This is a genomic window from Streptomyces sp. NPDC005784, from assembly GCF_042871525.1.
Lineage (GTDB): Bacteria > Actinomycetota > Actinomycetes > Streptomycetales > Streptomycetaceae > Streptomyces.
Map to the genome: position 1 here is coordinate 1 of NZ_JBIAIQ010000003.1, position 14,888 is coordinate 14,888.

Consider the following 14,888-nt stretch of genomic DNA (forward strand, 5'->3'; position numbering starts at 1 on the left):
GACTCACACCGGCTGGCTGTCCTGAACTTGACGCCCGGTTACACCTTCTCCACCTCCTCTGAGCTGGGACGATGCCCGAGCTGCTGGACGTACGCCCGTCGTTCAACCCGCCCGCGAAGGGTGGCCGGAGTCCGTGCGCGGCGGACCCCGGCCGCCCCTCACCGGCGTCAACCCGCCTCCCCGCACAGGCGGTTCGTCGCCCGGATCAGATCCGGCTCTCGGCGGCCGTGTCCGCGGACAGCCGCTGCGCCGCGTAGATCGGGATCACGGAGAGCAGGACGAGCACGGCGGCCACCACGTTCACGACCGGTGCCTGCTGGGGTCTGGTCATGTTGTTGAAGATCCAGATCGGCAGGGTCTCGATGCCGGGCCCGGCCGTGAACGTCGTCACCACGATCTCGTCGAAGGACAGCGCGAAGGCGAGCAGTCCGCCGGCCAGCAGCGCCGAGCGCACCAGCGGGAAGGTGACGTCGACGAAGGCCCGGAAGGTGTCGGCGCCCAGGTCCATCGCGGCTTCCTCGTACGTGCCTGACGTACGGCGCAGTCGCGCGACCACGTTGTTGAAGACGACGACGATGCAGAAGGTCGCGTGGCCCACGATCACGGTGAACATGCCGAGTCCGACGCCGAGCGGTTCGAGCACCGTGCTGAACGCCGAGTTGAGCGCGATGCCCGTGACGATGCCGGGCAACGCGATCGGCAGGACGACCACGAAGGAGATGGCGTCCCGGCCGAAGAAGCGGTGGCGGGCGACCGCGAAGGCGATCAGCGTGCCCAGGACCAGCGCGATCGCCGTGGCGCCGAGACCGGCCTTGACCGAGACCCACAGCGCCGCGCGGGCACCCTCGTTCTCCCAGGCGACCGACCACCAGTGGAAGGTGAGCCCGGACGGCGGCCAACTGGCGCTGCGGTCCCGGTTGAAGGAGTTGACCAGGACGAGCGCGAGCGGCACGTAGATGAACGCGAAGCCGAGCCCGGCGGCGGCGCGCAGCGCGATGCGCGCGGAACGGGAGAGTTGCACAGCGGGCTCCTCAGAGACTGCTCAGGGCGCCCGTGCGGCGCATCGCGAGGAGGTACACCACGATGACCACGACGGGGACCGTGCCGAGCGCGGCGGCCATGGGCAGGTTCAGTTCGATGTTGGAGTAGACGACGTTGCCGATGAGCTGGGTCTTGCCGCCGACGATCTGCACGGTGATGTAGTCGCCGAGGCTGAGCGAGAAGGTGAAGACCGAACCGGCGGCCACGGACGGCAGGACCATCGGCAGCACGACCGATCGGAAGGTGCGGGCCGCCCCGGCCCCCAAGTCCGCCGACGCGTCGAGGAGGTTGGCGGGCAGCTGCTCCAGCGCCGCGTGGATCGGCAGGATCATGTACGGCAGCCAGAGATAGGTCAGCGCGATGATCGCCGCGACCAGCCCGTACCCGGGTCCGCTCAGTCCGAGGGGCTTCAACACCCAGTCGGCGAGGCCGCCTTGGGAGAGGATCAGCCGCCAGGCGTACACCTTGACGAGGTAACTCGCCCACAGCGGCGTGAGGATGGCGACAACGAGCAGCGGGCGCCGATCGGGCCGGGCGATCCGGGCCGTGTAGAAGGCGATCGGGAAGGCGATCACCGCGCACAGGACGGTCACCGCGAGGGCGACACCGATGCTGCGCAGGATCACCTGCCGGTACACGGGCAGGGTGAACAGCTGGTTGAAGTTGTCGGTCGACCAGACCTTCACGACCTCGGAGGTGAAGGAGTTCGTCGTCCAGAACGCCGAGACGAACAGCACGGCCAGCGAGCCGAGATAGAGCACCGCCAGCCAGAGCAGGGGGGCGGTCAGCAACAGGGACAGCCGCAGCCGGGGACGCCGGTGCAGGGTCCCGGCGAGCCGCCGGACGGGGGAGCGTCCGGCGGCCTGCGCGGTGGTGGTCATCGTTCGATCAGCCCTTGATCTCGGTCCAGGCCTGGACCCACTTCGCGTACGGGACGCACTTGACGTCGGTGCGGCCGTCGAGGCACTGCTCGATGGGCGTGTTCCAGAACGCGATGTTCTTCCAGTAGCTCTCGTCGGTGGCGTGGAAGGTGTCGCAGAAGGACTTGTCGCTGGTGTACTGGCACGCCTGGGCGTTGGCGGGCGCCTCACCGAAGTACTCGGCGACCTGGGCGTTCACCTTCGGCGAGATGATCCAGTCCATCCACTTGTAGGCGCAGTTGGGGTGCTTGGCCTTGGCGGAGATCATCCAGGTGTCGGACCAGCCCGTGGAACCCTCCTTGGGCACGAAGGCCTTGATCTTGGCACCCTCGCCGGCCGTCAGGTTGGCGATTACCTGCCAGGTGGTGCCGATCACGGAGTCGCCGCTCTTGAAGGCGGAGATCTCCTTGAGGTAGTCGCTCCAGTACTCCCCCACGCTCGCGTTCTGCTTCTTCAGCAGCGCGACGGCCGCGTCGAACTGCTTCTGGTCGAGCGCGTAGGGGTCCTTGATCTTCAGCTCGGGCCTGGCCGACTTCAGATAGAGCGCCGCGTCGGCTATGTAGATCGGCGAGTCGTACGCGGTGACGTGGCCCTTGTTCGCCGAGGCGTCGTCGAAGACCGCGGACCAGGATGTGGGGGCGGGGGTGACCTTCTGGGTGTTGTACATCAGGAGGTTGGCGCCCCGGCCGTGCGGGATGCCGTACATCTGACCGTCGACGGAGTTCCAGGCACCCTTCTTCAGGCCGCTGAAGACGTCCTTGTAGTTCGGTACGAGGCCGGTGTTGACCGGGGCCGCGTCGCCCGAGGCGATGAGGCGCAGGGAGGCGTCTCCGGAGGCGGAGACCGCGTCGTACTGGCCGGTCTTCATCAGCTTGACCATCTCGTCGGAGCTGGCGGCCACCTTGGAGTTGACCTGGCAGCCGGTCTGCTTCTCGAAGTCGCTGACCCAGTCGACCTTGGGGTCGTTGGAACCGTCCTCGACATAGCCGGCCCAGGCGATCAGGTTGACCTGCCCCTCGGTCTTGCCGAGCTTCGACTGCGCCTTGAGGTCGGGCGGGTTGAAGCCGGTGGCCGCGGAGGATCCGCTGCCGGACGAACCGCAGGCGGTGGCCGCGAGGAGCACCGCGACGGCGGCGGCGGCCTTGAGGGTTGGGGTGAGGCGCACGGCGAACTCCATACGTGACGGTGGACTGAGCGTGGAAGTCAGCGGGGGTCGGGGACCCGGAAGGCGTGGCGGCGGTGCCACTGGAGCCGGACCCGGGTGCCGCGGAGGGCGGCGACGTCCTCGGAGGAGGTCTCCAGGTTCTGCTGGAGCGCGGTGAGGCGGCCGCCCGCGTCGAGGTCCACCAGGAAGCGGGTGGCATAGCCCAGATAGACGACCTCGGCGACGGTGCCGGTGGCGGTGGAGAGCTCCGGCTCGTCGGACGCGTCGGCCTCGGCGGACTCCTTGATGACCCGGATCTTCTCGGGCCGGATGCTGTACGTGCCCGGGGCGCCGACGACCTGCTGCGCCGACTGGCCGTCGAGCAGGTTGGAGGTGCCGACGAAGCCCGCGACGAACGGTGTGGCGGGGCGTTCGTAGATCTCGGCGGGGGTGCCGACCTGCTCGATACGGCCCTGGTGGAAGACGGCGATCCGGTCGCTCATCGTCAGGGCCTCCTCCTGGTCGTGGGTGACGAACACGAAGGTGATGCCGACCTCGCGCTGGATCGCCTTGAGTTCGACCTGCATCTGCTCGCGCAGCTTGAGGTCGAGGGCGCCGAGCGGCTCGTCGAGCAGCAGGACCCGGGGGCGGCCGACCAGGGCCCTGGCGAGGGCGACGCGCTGGCGCTGGCCTCCGGAGAGCTGGCTCGGGCGGCGTCGGCCGAACCCTTCCAGGCGTACGTCGGCGAGCGCCTTGCGGGCCCGGACCAGCCGCTCCGCCTTGGGCACCTTGCGGACCTTGAGGCCGTAGGCGACGTTCTCCTCGACGGTCATGTGCGGGAACAGGGCGTAGTCCTGGAAGACGGTGTGGACGTCCCGTTCGAAGGGGGCGAGACCGGTGACCTCCTGGCCGGCCAGTTCGATCCGGCCCGCGGTCGGGCTCTCGAATCCGGCGATCATCCGCAGCACGGTCGTCTTGCCCGAGCCGGACGGGCCGAGCATCGAGAAGAACTCGCCGTCGGCTATCTCCAGATCGACCCCGGACACGGCGGTCGTCTCACCGAACGCCTTTCGCAGGCCCTGGAGCCGGATCGCCTTTGCCTCCATGGGCGGGGAACCTTTCTGGTGCGGAGGTACGTTTGCAACACTGACCGGAAAGATATGAAGCCATAGTTCAAACTTCAAGACCCCCTTAGAGTAAAGGTTGAGTCAACGCACAAGGTGGTGACCGTGAAGCAACACAGGGGCGACGGCGTCCGCAGAGCCGTCTTCACGCGCGTGGACAACCGCGCGCGCGTCGAGACGGTCGTACACCGGATCGGCGACGCCATCGAGCTCGGGCTGCTCGCCGACGGCGAGCAGCTGCCCGGTGAGATGGAACTGGCCGGGCAGCTCGGCGTGTCCACGGTCACCCTGCGCGAGGCCCTCATGGCCCTGCGCCAGCAGGGACTGGTCACCACGCGGCGGGGGCGCGGCGGCGGCAGCTTCGTGTCGCTGCCCGAAGTTCCGGGCGAGGAGCGGCTGTTGGCCCGGCTGGCCGGCTGGAGCACCGAGGAACTGCGCGACCTGGGCGACCACTGGGCAGCTCTGTCCGGAGCGGCCGCCAGGCTCGCGGCGCAGCGGACGGAACCGGACGATCTCAAGGCCCTGCGGCGCACTCTGGACGACCTGGGGTCCGCCGAGGACGCCGCCGCACGCAGCCGGGTATACGGCCGCTTCCATGTCGAGCTCGCCGCGGCGGCGCAGTCCGCCCGGCTGACCCGTGAGCAGGTCGTGCTCCAGACCGAGGTGGGCGCCCTGATGTGCCTCGTGCTCGGGGACGACGAATATCGTGAAGAAGTCGCAGACCGTCACCGCTCCGTAATCTCAGCCGTGCAAGATGGGGCCCACGATTCGGCCAGAGCACTGGCCGAGCGGTGCGTACAGGACTCGACGGCGCGGCTCATCGCCCTCCGCCTCGCGATGCCGCGCGCCGCTTCAGGCAGGCGTCCGCTGGAGGGCACCCATGAGCAGGAGGCCCGGTCCGGTCGGCGCGACGGCGACGCTTGACGGCACCGCCGAGGCGGCCGTCGCCGCGCGGGTCCGCCGCACTCTGGAGGCCGTCTTCGACGCGGTCGCCGACACCCGGGCCGATACGACCGCGCTGCTCACCCGCGTCGCCGCGCAGGGGCGCCGCCCCGCGACGGTGGATCTGGCGGCACTGCGCCCGGGGCTGCATCTGCGGCTCACCCGGCAGGAGCTGGTGTCGGGCGCCGGCTTCGTGGCGGCACCGGGCCTGCTCGGTGACGTACCGGCGTGGCTGGAATGGTGGCAGCAGGGCCGCGACGGAGGCGTACGACCGCTGCTGCTCGACCTCGATCCGGCGCACTCCGCGTACTCGGACTACACGCACTGGGACTGGTTCGCCCTACCCCGCGACACGGGGCAGCGCGCGGTCGCCGGGCCCTATGTCGACTACCTCTGCTCCGACGAGTACAGCCTGACCCTGTCCGCGCCCGTCAACGTGGAAGGCCGTTTCGTGGGGGTCGCCGCGGCCGACGTGTATCTGCGGCACTTCGAGGGCGCGGTCGTCCCGCTCCTCCAACGGCTGCCCGGAGCCGCCTACTTGGTGAACGCGCGGGGTCGGGTGGCCGCGTCCGCCGACCCGGCCCATCTGGCCGGATCACTCACCAAGGGACCGGACTTCGCGGCCGTGCTGGCGGCGGCCCGGAGCACACGCCACGAGGACCTGCGGCTCGTCCCCTGCGACGGCGTGCCCCTCGTCCTCGTGATGCCGGCCGACTGAACGGTCCCTTTCCCGGGGTCCCCGGGAGGTCGCCGGAACCTTCGGCGACGCGGAGCAACGCGCGGGTGGGGACGTGCACCGGCGACGCAGGCGGGTCGAACCGGGCGCGGGCTCGCACCAGCGCCGCGGGTCACACCGCCCGCAGCTCCGCCGCGCCGTTGCGTGTCTTGCGGGCCTTGCGCGGTCCGCCCGTGACCGGCCGGACCGCCTCGCGCAGCACCAGGGTCATCCGCGTATAGCCCATGCCCTGAAGGGTCTTGGGCGTGTCGTCGACGATCCGGCAGTCCGTACTGCCCCAGCGCGGGTCGGGGTGGACCAGCGGGCGCACCGCGCCGTCGTGCTCGACCGCGCGCGGGCCGACCGCCTGGATCCAGTGCGGCAGGCCGTGCCGATACGCGGCGTCCATGATCGGATCCTGGCCGATGTCCCGGCGGATCGACTGGAGTCCGCGGTCCTGGCCGTTCCTCTCCACCGCCGCCGCGAAGTGCGCCAGCATCGGCAGGCACCAACTCGACTCGTGGTCACCGAGGATCGACCCCGCGTCCGGATGAAACAGGACGAAGCGCAGGAAGTTGTCGCCCGGCATGGCGGTCGGATGAGGGCCGACACCGTCAAAAAGTGTCTCGAACGCGGCGTTGGACAGAACGACGTCCCAGCGGTGGTCGAAGACGACGGAGGGGAAGGGGACAGCCTCGAGCAGCGTGGCGTAGTCCTGGAGGTACGCCTGCGCTTCGAGACTCTCGGGGACAGGTCGCGGCTGGGACCGCTGCCTTCCTGCCTGGTACGCCATCGGGAGGTCACCCCTCTTGCCGCTGCGGCCTTCACGCGGCGCCCCGATCCTGCTGCCCCGAGGACGGGCGTGTCAACTATCGTGGCATTTGGCGCCCGTTGACGGCTGAATCTCGCCACAGTTGTGGCGAGACCTGGATGTGAGTTCGAGCGAGGGGCTACGCTCCGGTTGGCTCCCCGGTCTTGTCGCCGGGATGGTTTCTGACCTTCGTGTCCACATGGTTCCCGAACTTCGTGAGAGCCACCTGAGAGAGACGTAGGAGATCTGTCGGTGACGGATGGCTTCGAGGTTCCGTGCGCCACGGCGACGGTTCTGCTGCAGGCCGTCGTGGCCAGGGTCACCGCACTCGCCGACCGGCTCGGCGTGCTGCACGCCGAAGTCTTCGACGTCCGGCGGCTGTCGGCCGAGTCCGGCGTCCCCGAACCCGTGGCGAGGGCCCTGCTCAACGGCCGCCCCGCAGGCGAACCCGATCTGCAGGCACGGTTCCTGCAGCGTCTTGACCTGCTGCGCCGCACCCGGCTCAAGCCCAACGGCCGCCGCTACACCCAGCAGGAGATCGCGGACGGCGCCGGCATGTCGCGCCAGCAGGCGGGCGCCCTCATCAACGGCGACCGGCGCCCCACCATGGAGCACTGCGACGCCATCCAGCGCTTCTTCCGGGTGCACGCCGGATTCCTCACGGCCGAGGACTCCGAAGCGCTCATAGGTGCCCTCCAGCGCTCGGAGCAGGAACTCCTGCAGCGGCTCGCCGACCGCGAACGCGCGGCGGCCTCAGTCGCCCGCGATCCGCTGGAGCGACTGCTCCTCGACCACGGCGTCCGCGGAATCGCCTGGCGGGCCGCCCAGTTGCCCACCGACCAGCACCGGGACAAGGTCGCGGAATGGCTGGACATGCTCCTGGAGAGCGTCAAACGGCCAGAGTCGTGAGCCGGGGGAGATCAGTGGGCATCGGAAGGGAAATGCGCCGCCTGTGCGGCGAGTTGGTCTCGGAGCTCTCGCTCCCGGCGCCGGCTGCACCCGCCGACCTCTACACCGCGCTGTGCTGCGCGATGAGCAGACGCCGTGGCCGTCCCGTCCAGTTCCGTACGGCCGCCTTCCCGCCCGGCACCGCCAGCGGCCTGTGGCTCGACATGGCCGAACAAGACCTCGTCGTCATCGAGGAACGCACCGCGCCCGACCACCAGTTGGTCATTCTCGGCCACGAGCTGTGGCACATGAAGGCCGGGCACTGCAGCCATCACGTCGACGGCGCGGCCGTCGCGGCACGCTTACTCAGCGACCACGCGGACCTTCAGGCCACCGTCCTGAAAGTGGCCGCGCGGACCCGCTTCGACCTCGCCGACGAGCAGGAGGCCGAGAGCTTCGGTCTCCTGCTCGCCAGCAAGTGCCGCACCTGGCTGGCCGGTTCCTCGCTGCGCGGCCCGGTGCAGCGGGACGGTCTGGCCGGCCGCATCGAAGCGTCCCTGGGCTGTCGCGGGCCGCGGGGCTGAAGGTCCTGGCGCCATGGACGGATCCAGCTACTACACCCCGGCCGTCGCCATGGGCGCCGCGATCGCCTTCAAAGGGCCCGCGCTGCTGCGCGGCTGGCGCGACCCGCTGCTGCGCTCCGTGGGCGTACTGCTCGCCCTCGCAGGCCTGGTGTTCCTCTTCGCGGCCCCGCCGACCATCGCCGCGATCAACGACATCACCGGGATACCCAACGTCTCGGCCCCCCTCGTCTACTGCCTGTTGAGTGCCTACAGCGCTTCCTGCCTGGTACTGATCATCAACTGGCGCGGCGGACCGCCCGAGGTGACCCGCCGGCTGTCACGCCGCTGGATCCTCGGGTACGCCGTCGTCGGTGTGGCGCTGATCGCCCTGTTCGCCCTCGGGGACGCCCACGTCGAACGACTGCGGGACCTCGACACCTACTACGCCAACACCCCCTTCATCCGCGAGATGATCGTGCTCTATCTCGCGTCGCTCACCGTCGCCGGTGTCGCGATGAACGTCATGTGCTGGCGCTGGGCGATCCAGGTGCGTGGCCGACTGCGCGCCGGGCTGGTGATCATCGCGTTCGGCTCCCTGTGCAACATCCCTTACTCCGCCGCCAAGTTCACGGCCGTGGTGGCCCGTTGGAACGACACGGACCTCGACGGCCTGAGCACCAATGTGGCGCCCCTGCTGGCCTCGGCCGGGGCCCAGATCACCGCCGTCGGCTTCTGCCTCCCCCTGGCCTGGCGGCGCATCGGGGACAGTTGGAACACCTGGTCGACCTATCGCAGACTCGGGCCGTTGTGGCGCGAACTGAGGCCGGTCTCCGTGCCGGAGGACCGCGCGGTGCGGATCTCCTGGTGGTCGCCCGCCGAACTCCAGGTCACCCAGCGGGAGTCCGACATCCACGACGGCATGCTGAGCCTCTACCCCTACTTCGACGCCAAGGTGCGCTCCCGGGCATACGGCGCCGCCGTCGCGGCGGGCTCCTCTCCAACCGAGGCACATGCCGAGGCGGACGCGACGATGGTGACGGTCGCGGTGCGGGCCAGGGCCGCCGACCCGGAGGGCCGCGTCATCAGCACGGCGGAGGCGGCGGCCGAACCACCCGCGACCGGATCCCCGTTCACGCACACCGACGGCCCCCGCGACCTCGTGCGGATGTCCAGCGCCCTGCGCCGGTCACCCGTGGTCGCGGCCGCCCGAGGGCACGCCACGACCAGATCGGGGAGCGACGCCCGCGAGCCGGCGGGTTAGCCATGACGGGCGCCGCGGGGCCCCCTCAGGTCGCGCTGCGTTCGCTCGCCTCCCGCAAGTCCCTCTCCACCGCGCGGTTCCGGACGGTGTCCGGTTGCCCCGCCGCCGTACCCGGGCGCCCGGCACGCAGCAGCTCCCGCCAGGTCTCACGGCTCCAGTCGGCCGGACTGGTGGTGGTCGTGAACTCCTCGACCAGGGCGAGGAAACGCGCCGGATCGCTGTGGAAGGGGAAGTGACCGGCCCCCTCGAAGATCTCCAGACGGCTGCCGGGCATGGCCTCGTGCGCCCCATGGGCGTGCCGCACCGGCACCACGCTGTCCCGGTCTCCCCAGAGCAGCATGGTGGGCATGCCCTCGGTGAGATAGCAGCGGTCGAGCATCGTGACCGCCTGGCCACGCCAGTCGACCACCGCCCGCAGAGTCCGGATGAACGCGCTGCGGGAGGTCGCGTCTGGCAGCGCGTCCACCAGGTTCACCAACTCCGGCGCGTCCTGGGCCAGATCGGTGTCGAGCAGGTGCATCAGGCGTAAGAAGAGACCCACTTGAAGGCGCATACCGGGCAGTTGCAGCATGGAGAGCATCAGATGGGCGCCCGGCAGCGACACCGCCCGCAGGAAGGGGTTGACCTCACCCCCGACCCCGCCCGCGCTGACCAGGATCAGCCGCTCGGTGCGCTCGGGGAACTGGTAGGCGAACTGCATCGCCACTCCCCCGCCCAGCGAGTGCCCGACCAGCGTGGCGGACTCGATGTCGAGCGTGGCCAGCAGATCGCGCACGCCGTTGGCGTAGGCGGCCACCGAGTAGTCGGCGCGCGGTTTGTCGGACGCGCCGTGGCCGAGCAGGTCGGGCGCGATCACGGTGTGGGTGCGGGCGAGGTCGGGGATCAACTCCGCCCATGTCGCGGAGGAGTCGCCTATGCCGTGGATCAGGACGAGCGCGGGGCCCTCACCGGCCATCCGGTAGGCGCGCCGGTAGCCGTGCACGACACGGTGGCGCAGGCGCAGTTCTCCGTCACCGACCGAACGCAGCCGCGGGGTTCGCCGCGGCTGCCGAGGCTGTACGTCGACCACGGGCCGACCTCCCGTTCCCAGGCCGCCGCGAGGACGGCACCCGAGCCGCCGGAATGGCGGCTTCAGGGCCGTCCGGCAGGCGGCCCCAGCTCTCGTCTCCAGCGTAGGGCCCCTGTCCCACAAGGGATTTCCGTGAGGTTTCGCCTCCGCTAAGCGGGCGAACCTCCACGGACCGAAACCGGATTGTCAGTGGCGGACGGCAAGCTGGGGTCAGGACCAGTGTCACGACAAGCCGACCCGGGAGAGCCGTCCGATGCCGACCGCCGTACTGACCGAACACGAACGTGCCGCCGTGCAGGCCTACCTCCGCCTTCTCCAGACGGTACGAGCGGCTTTCGACGGCCCGCCGGACGGAGGCCGACCACCCATGGTCCCGCCCGCCGTACTCGCCGAGGCCGAGCGGGCCCTGAAGGCGGCAGGCCTCGCTGGCAACGAGGAGGCGTTCTTCGACCTACTGCACTCCTGGTGCCCGGAACCGGACTGGACGTGAGCCGGGTCCCAGGAACCGAATTGAGCACGAGCCCCGGTGCGGCTCTTCTGGAGGGGCCGGTCTCGCGGTGTCCGGGGCGGCTTGCGTCCGTACGGCGCACCGCGGATGGTCGAACCGCCGAAGCCGCGGGTGCCGTCAGCACTTCAGAAGAGTCGCCTTCTTCAGCGTCCGGAGAGCTGGGCGGCGGACGCCACGGTGTTGCCGGTCACCTTGCCGGTCGCACCGTCGAGCGTCACCAGGTGTCGGACGCCGTCGGCGCCCAGCACCTCGACCTCCCAGGCGCTTCCACCGCCCTGCTGCGCCACCACGCGCAGCGCGTCCGGCTTGCCACCGGGGACCGCCTTGCCGGCCGCCTCGATCGCCGTGGCGGCGGACACCGCCGGTACCGGTGCGGGCGCGAGACCGCTTTGACCGTCCTGGTCGCTCCCGGTGTTCTGACGCGTTCTGGACTCGTCGTTCCGGTAGCCGCTCTCGCCTCGGTCCTCTCCGCGAGTGCGGAGCTCGCCGCGGTCGCCGCCCTTCCAGTCGCGCACTGCCTCAATGTGCTTGCGGTCGCCCCTTTCGCCGCGGTCATGGTCCGCGACCGCGGCGGCGCCGACCACGGCTCCGCCCAGCAGGACGCCCCCGACGCCGAGTGCCAGCCAGCGGCTCCGCCCCAGCTGGGGCAGGCGCGGGAGGCGCCTCCCGGACGACTTGGTCGGCGTGGACTCGGACTGCTCCGGCGGGACGGGCTGGGACATGCTCGGGCTCCTGATCGCGTCGGCCGGCCCAATGCCGGCTCCTGCGGTCAGCTTGTAGCACCGTTGCTGAAGCCAGGCTGAAGGCAGCTGAAGGCCTCTTCAGCTGCCGTCCGGGCGGCATGCGAGGCTGTGCTCCGTGCGTGTACTGGTGGTCGAGGACGAGAGGCGGCTGGCCGCCGCCCTGCAGCGAGGCCTCACGGCCGAGGGATTCACCGTCGATGTGGCCCACGACGGGAACCAGGGGCTGTGGCTCGCCCTGGAGCAGAGCTATGACGTGATCGTGCTCGACATCATGCTGCCCGGCCTCAACGGCTACCGGGTCTGCGCCAGGCTGCGCGCGGTCGGGAGCGAGACGCCGATCCTGATGCTCACCGCCAAGGACGGCGAGTACGACGAGGCCGAGGCGCTGGACACCGGTGCCGACGACTTCCTGTCCAAGCCGTTCTCCTACGTCGTCCTGGTCGCCCGGCTCCGCGCACTCCACCGTCGCACCGGCCGCCGGCTCCCTCCGACCCTGGAGCTCGGCGACCTGGTGATCGACCCGGCCCGTCGCACGTGCAGCCGCGACGGCAACGAGGTACGGCTCACCACGCGGGAGTTCGCCATCCTGGAGTACCTCGCCCGGCGCGCGGGCGAGGTGGTGACGAAGCGCGAGATCCTCCAACACGTCTGGGACTCCGCCTTCGAGGCGGACCTCAATCTCGTCGAGGTCCATGTCAGTGCCGTCCGCCGCAAGATCGACGCCCCGTTCGGTCGGTCCGCCCTGGAGACCGTCCGAGGCGCCGGATACCGGCTGGCGGCCAACGGTGGCTAGGCGATTCCTCCGACGTCGCGACGAGAGCCTGGCCATGACCCGGCGCCTGCGCTCCACCGTGGTAAGGCTCGCGCGACGTCTGTGGCCTGGATCGGTGCGAGCCCGGGCGACGCTCGGGGCGACCGCGGTCGTCGCCCTCGCGCTGACCGCGGCCTCCTTCGCGCTCCTGGGCATCCTGCACGCCGACCTCCAGCGCAGCGCCAAGGACGCCGCCACCCAGCAGGCGGACACCGTGGGGCGGCTGGCCACCCAGGGCAGGCTCCCGGACCTGCTGCCCCTCGCCCACGGCGCCGACTTCATCCAGGTCGTGGACGCCGACGGCCGCGTGGTGGCCGCCAGCCAGAACCTCGCCGACCGCCCGCCCGTCGGACATCTCCGCCCGGACGAGGGCACGTTGCGCGCCACCTGGTCCGGCGAGCCGTTCCACGACGAACACCGCCAGCGGATCGTCGCCGTCACCGCCATAACCCCCAGCGGCACGGTCACCGTGTACGCGGGCACCTCACTGCGGGACGCGGACCAGGCGGACGAGATCACCTCCGCCGCCCTGGGCATCGGCACCCCGCTGCTGCTGGCCACCGTCGCCCTGGTCACCTGGTGGGTAACCGGCCGGGCCCTGCGTCCGGTGGAAGCCATCCGGTCCGAGGTCGCCGAGATCACCGGGCACGCGCTGCACCGCCGGGTGCCCGTCCCCGACTCCCAGGACGAGATCGCCCGCCTCGCCCGCACCATGAACGTCACCCTCGACCGCCTGGAGGACGCGGTCGTCCGCCAGCGCCGGTTCATCGCCGACGCCTCGCACGAACTGCGCAGCCCCATCACCGTCCTGCGGACCCAGCTGGAGGTCGCCCTCGCCCATCCGGACCCGGAGCTGTGGCCGGATCTGGTCAGCGAGGTCCTGGAGGACACCGTTCGGCTCCAGGACCTCGCCGCCGACCTGCTGTTCCTGGCGCGGCTGGACGCGGCCGAGCCCGTGGAGAGCGGTCCGCTGGACCTGGCCGACCTCTGCCGTACGACCCTCGCCGCACGCCACGGCGACCGGATCCGGATCGACGCCGAACTGCCGGCCGGCCTCATCGTCGAGGGCAATCACAGCCGCCTCACCCGGCTCCTCACCAATCTGCTCGACAACGCCCAACGTCACGCCGACCAGCACATCGAGCTGGCTCTGCACGCCGACCGAGCCACTCGCACGGCCGTGCTGGAGGTGAGCGACGACGGACCCGGCATTCCGGATGCCGACCGCGACCGGATCTTCGAGCGCTTCACGCGCCTGGACGACGCCCGCAGCCGTGACCTCGGCGGAGCCGGCCTCGGCCTGGCCATCGCCCGTGACATCGCGGGCCACCACCAGGGCACCCTCACGGCCGAGCCCCACCCGCACGGCGCCCGCATCGTCGCCCGTCTCCCGCTCTCGCCCGAGGCCCCGGAAGGGCCGTAGCACAGAGGAGCACCGTCACGGCCGGCCGTCGCGGATCGGGCCTCTTGTTCACCTGTGGCCTCCGCCGTACAGCCCGGGCCCGATCAGGCGCCGCCGGGCGTCCAGACGTACGGCGTCGCGGTGGTCGCGGCCCGGAAGCCCAGGCGTTCGAGGGTCGGGGCGCTGTCCTCGGACGCGTCGACATGCAGGTACTCGACTCCGCGGGCCACGGCGAGTCGGGCTCGGGCCGCGATCAGTGCCCGGTAGATTCCGCGGCCTCGCCAGGCCGGTACTGTCGTACCGCCCCGGAGCCCGGCGAAGGCCGTTCCGGGGCTGATGACCAGCCACGCGGCGGAGACCACTTCGCCGTCGGCCTCCGCGACCAGGACGGCGATGTCGTCGGGTGCCGCCGCGATCTGTCCGCCCAGGAAACCGTGGAGTCGGCGCCAGTCCATGCCCCACACGGTGGACTCCATCATCGCGATCCGGCGGATGTCGGCATCCTCCGCGACACGGCGCAGCACGACACCGGCCGGTACCACCGGCTCTGCCACCGTGTCGGCCGCACGTCCGATCAGCACGGTCTGCGGGTTCCCGGGGACGAAGCCGGCGGCACGGAGGCGGTCGGTGAGGTCCGTCGGCATGTCATGGCTGCGGGTCTTCCACTCGACCGCCTCGCCCCGTCCGGCGAAATAGTCGCGCTGCCGGACGATCAGCCGGTCCAGGTCGGCACCGCTCAGCGCGAGGTCGCGCGGGGCGATGACGAAACCGCAGAAGTGTCCGACCACGCGCAGCAGCGGTCCGTCGCGTTCGCATCGGACCCCGGCCGGCAGTACCGGGAGCACTCCGCGCATCTGTGCGTCGTACGCGGCCAGCAGCGTGTCGATGTCGTTCGTGATGGGTGCCGTGATGGGTGCCGTGATGGGTGCCGCGATGTCGTCCGTCA

16 protein-coding genes are annotated in these 14,888 nt (G+C 70.7%); 8 read left to right on the plus strand and 8 right to left on the minus strand.

The window, feature by feature from the left end; genetic code table 11:
- Positions 1-205: 205 nt before the first annotated feature.
- Genes ACFYR3_RS05515 through ACFYR3_RS05530 form a run of 4 tightly spaced genes read right to left on the minus strand, consistent with a single transcriptional unit; the run spans position 206 to position 4,211 of the window.
- Positions 206-1,021, minus strand: a complete 816-nt coding sequence (locus tag ACFYR3_RS05515; protein ID WP_355854652.1) for an ABC transporter permease — start codon at positions 1,019-1,021, stop codon at positions 206-208.
- A 10-nt stretch (positions 1,022-1,031) separates the two neighbouring features.
- Positions 1,032-1,922, minus strand: a complete 891-nt coding sequence (locus ACFYR3_RS05520) for an ABC transporter permease (RefSeq protein WP_355854649.1) — start codon at positions 1,920-1,922, stop codon at positions 1,032-1,034.
- Between the two features lie 7 nt (positions 1,923-1,929).
- Positions 1,930-3,138 (minus strand): ABC transporter substrate-binding protein, encoded by a 1,209-nt coding sequence (locus ACFYR3_RS05525; RefSeq protein ID WP_389281622.1) that lies wholly within the window; start codon positions 3,136-3,138, stop codon positions 1,930-1,932.
- 26 nt (positions 3,139-3,164) lie between these two features.
- A complete protein-coding gene (locus tag ACFYR3_RS05530; protein WP_389281624.1) occupies positions 3,165-4,211 on the minus strand; it encodes an ABC transporter ATP-binding protein in 1,047 nt (348 codons plus the stop codon).
- Positions 4,212-4,334: 123 nt separating this feature from the next.
- On the opposite strand from ACFYR3_RS05530, the gene ACFYR3_RS05535 reads away from it, so the two are divergent.
- Together ACFYR3_RS05535 and ACFYR3_RS05540 are read left to right on the plus strand one after the other, a co-directional pair.
- Complete coding sequence (locus ACFYR3_RS05535) at positions 4,335-5,153, plus strand: GntR family transcriptional regulator (protein ID WP_355854641.1); 819 nt, start codon at positions 4,335-4,337, stop codon at positions 5,151-5,153.
- Complete coding sequence (locus tag ACFYR3_RS05540; protein ID WP_389281627.1) at positions 5,110-5,889, plus strand: hypothetical protein; 780 nt, start codon at positions 5,110-5,112, stop codon at positions 5,887-5,889. The genes ACFYR3_RS05535 and ACFYR3_RS05540 overlap by 44 nt, the downstream gene beginning before the upstream one ends.
- A 130-nt stretch (positions 5,890-6,019) precedes the next feature.
- Here ACFYR3_RS05540 and ACFYR3_RS05545 read toward each other — a convergent pair whose 3' ends face one another.
- On the minus strand, positions 6,020-6,679 hold the full coding sequence (locus ACFYR3_RS05545; protein WP_355854635.1) for a hypothetical protein: 660 nt from the start codon (positions 6,677-6,679) through the stop codon (positions 6,020-6,022).
- A 270-nt stretch (positions 6,680-6,949) separates the two neighbouring features.
- On the opposite strand from ACFYR3_RS05545, the gene ACFYR3_RS05550 reads away from it, so the two are divergent.
- The 3 genes from ACFYR3_RS05550 to ACFYR3_RS05560 are packed head-to-tail and all read left to right on the plus strand — an operon-like array spanning position 6,950 to position 9,409.
- Entirely contained in the window at positions 6,950-7,606 is a 657-nt protein-coding gene (locus ACFYR3_RS05550; RefSeq protein ID WP_355854632.1) for a helix-turn-helix transcriptional regulator, read from the plus strand.
- Between the two features lie 32 nt (positions 7,607-7,638).
- On the plus strand, positions 7,639-8,169 hold the full coding sequence (locus ACFYR3_RS05555) for a toxin-antitoxin system, toxin component (RefSeq protein WP_355854694.1): 531 nt from the start codon (positions 7,639-7,641) through the stop codon (positions 8,167-8,169).
- Positions 8,170-8,182: 13 nt separating this feature from the next.
- Positions 8,183-9,409, plus strand: coding sequence for an MAB_1171c family putative transporter (locus tag ACFYR3_RS05560; RefSeq protein WP_355854629.1), 1,227 nt, complete (start codon positions 8,183-8,185; stop codon positions 9,407-9,409).
- A 25-nt stretch (positions 9,410-9,434) separates the two neighbouring features.
- Here ACFYR3_RS05560 and ACFYR3_RS05565 read toward each other — a convergent pair whose 3' ends face one another.
- A complete protein-coding gene (locus ACFYR3_RS05565; RefSeq protein ID WP_355854626.1) occupies positions 9,435-10,478 on the minus strand; it encodes an alpha/beta hydrolase in 1,044 nt (347 codons plus the stop codon).
- Positions 10,479-10,731: 253 nt separating this feature from the next.
- On the opposite strand from ACFYR3_RS05565, the gene ACFYR3_RS05570 reads away from it, so the two are divergent.
- Positions 10,732-10,968 carry a hypothetical protein gene (locus ACFYR3_RS05570; protein ID WP_355854623.1) on the plus strand — a complete coding sequence of 79 codons (237 nt, stop codon included), beginning with the start codon at positions 10,732-10,734 and terminating at the stop codon, positions 10,966-10,968.
- A 161-nt stretch (positions 10,969-11,129) separates the two neighbouring features.
- On the opposite strand, the gene ACFYR3_RS05575 is transcribed toward ACFYR3_RS05570, so the two are convergent.
- Positions 11,130-11,708, minus strand: a complete 579-nt coding sequence (locus tag ACFYR3_RS05575; protein ID WP_355854620.1) for a PepSY domain-containing protein — start codon at positions 11,706-11,708, stop codon at positions 11,130-11,132.
- A gap of 136 nt (positions 11,709-11,844) precedes the next feature.
- Between ACFYR3_RS05575 and ACFYR3_RS05580 the strand changes: the two genes are divergently transcribed.
- Positions 11,845-12,522, plus strand: coding sequence for a response regulator transcription factor (locus ACFYR3_RS05580; protein ID WP_355854617.1), 678 nt, complete (start codon positions 11,845-11,847; stop codon positions 12,520-12,522).
- 34 nt (positions 12,523-12,556) lie between these two features.
- The gene (locus tag ACFYR3_RS05585) at positions 12,557-13,963 is read left to right on the plus strand and encodes an ATP-binding protein (RefSeq protein ID WP_355854614.1); all 1,407 of its coding nucleotides are present in this window, start codon (positions 12,557-12,559) and stop codon (positions 13,961-13,963) included.
- An 83-nt stretch (positions 13,964-14,046) separates the two neighbouring features.
- Here the strand turns inward: ACFYR3_RS05585 and ACFYR3_RS05590 are convergent, their stop codons facing one another.
- Positions 14,047-14,796 carry a GNAT family N-acetyltransferase gene (locus ACFYR3_RS05590; protein ID WP_355854691.1) on the minus strand — a complete coding sequence of 250 codons (750 nt, stop codon included), beginning with the start codon at positions 14,794-14,796 and terminating at the stop codon, positions 14,047-14,049.
- Positions 14,797-14,888: the final 92 nt, after the last annotated feature.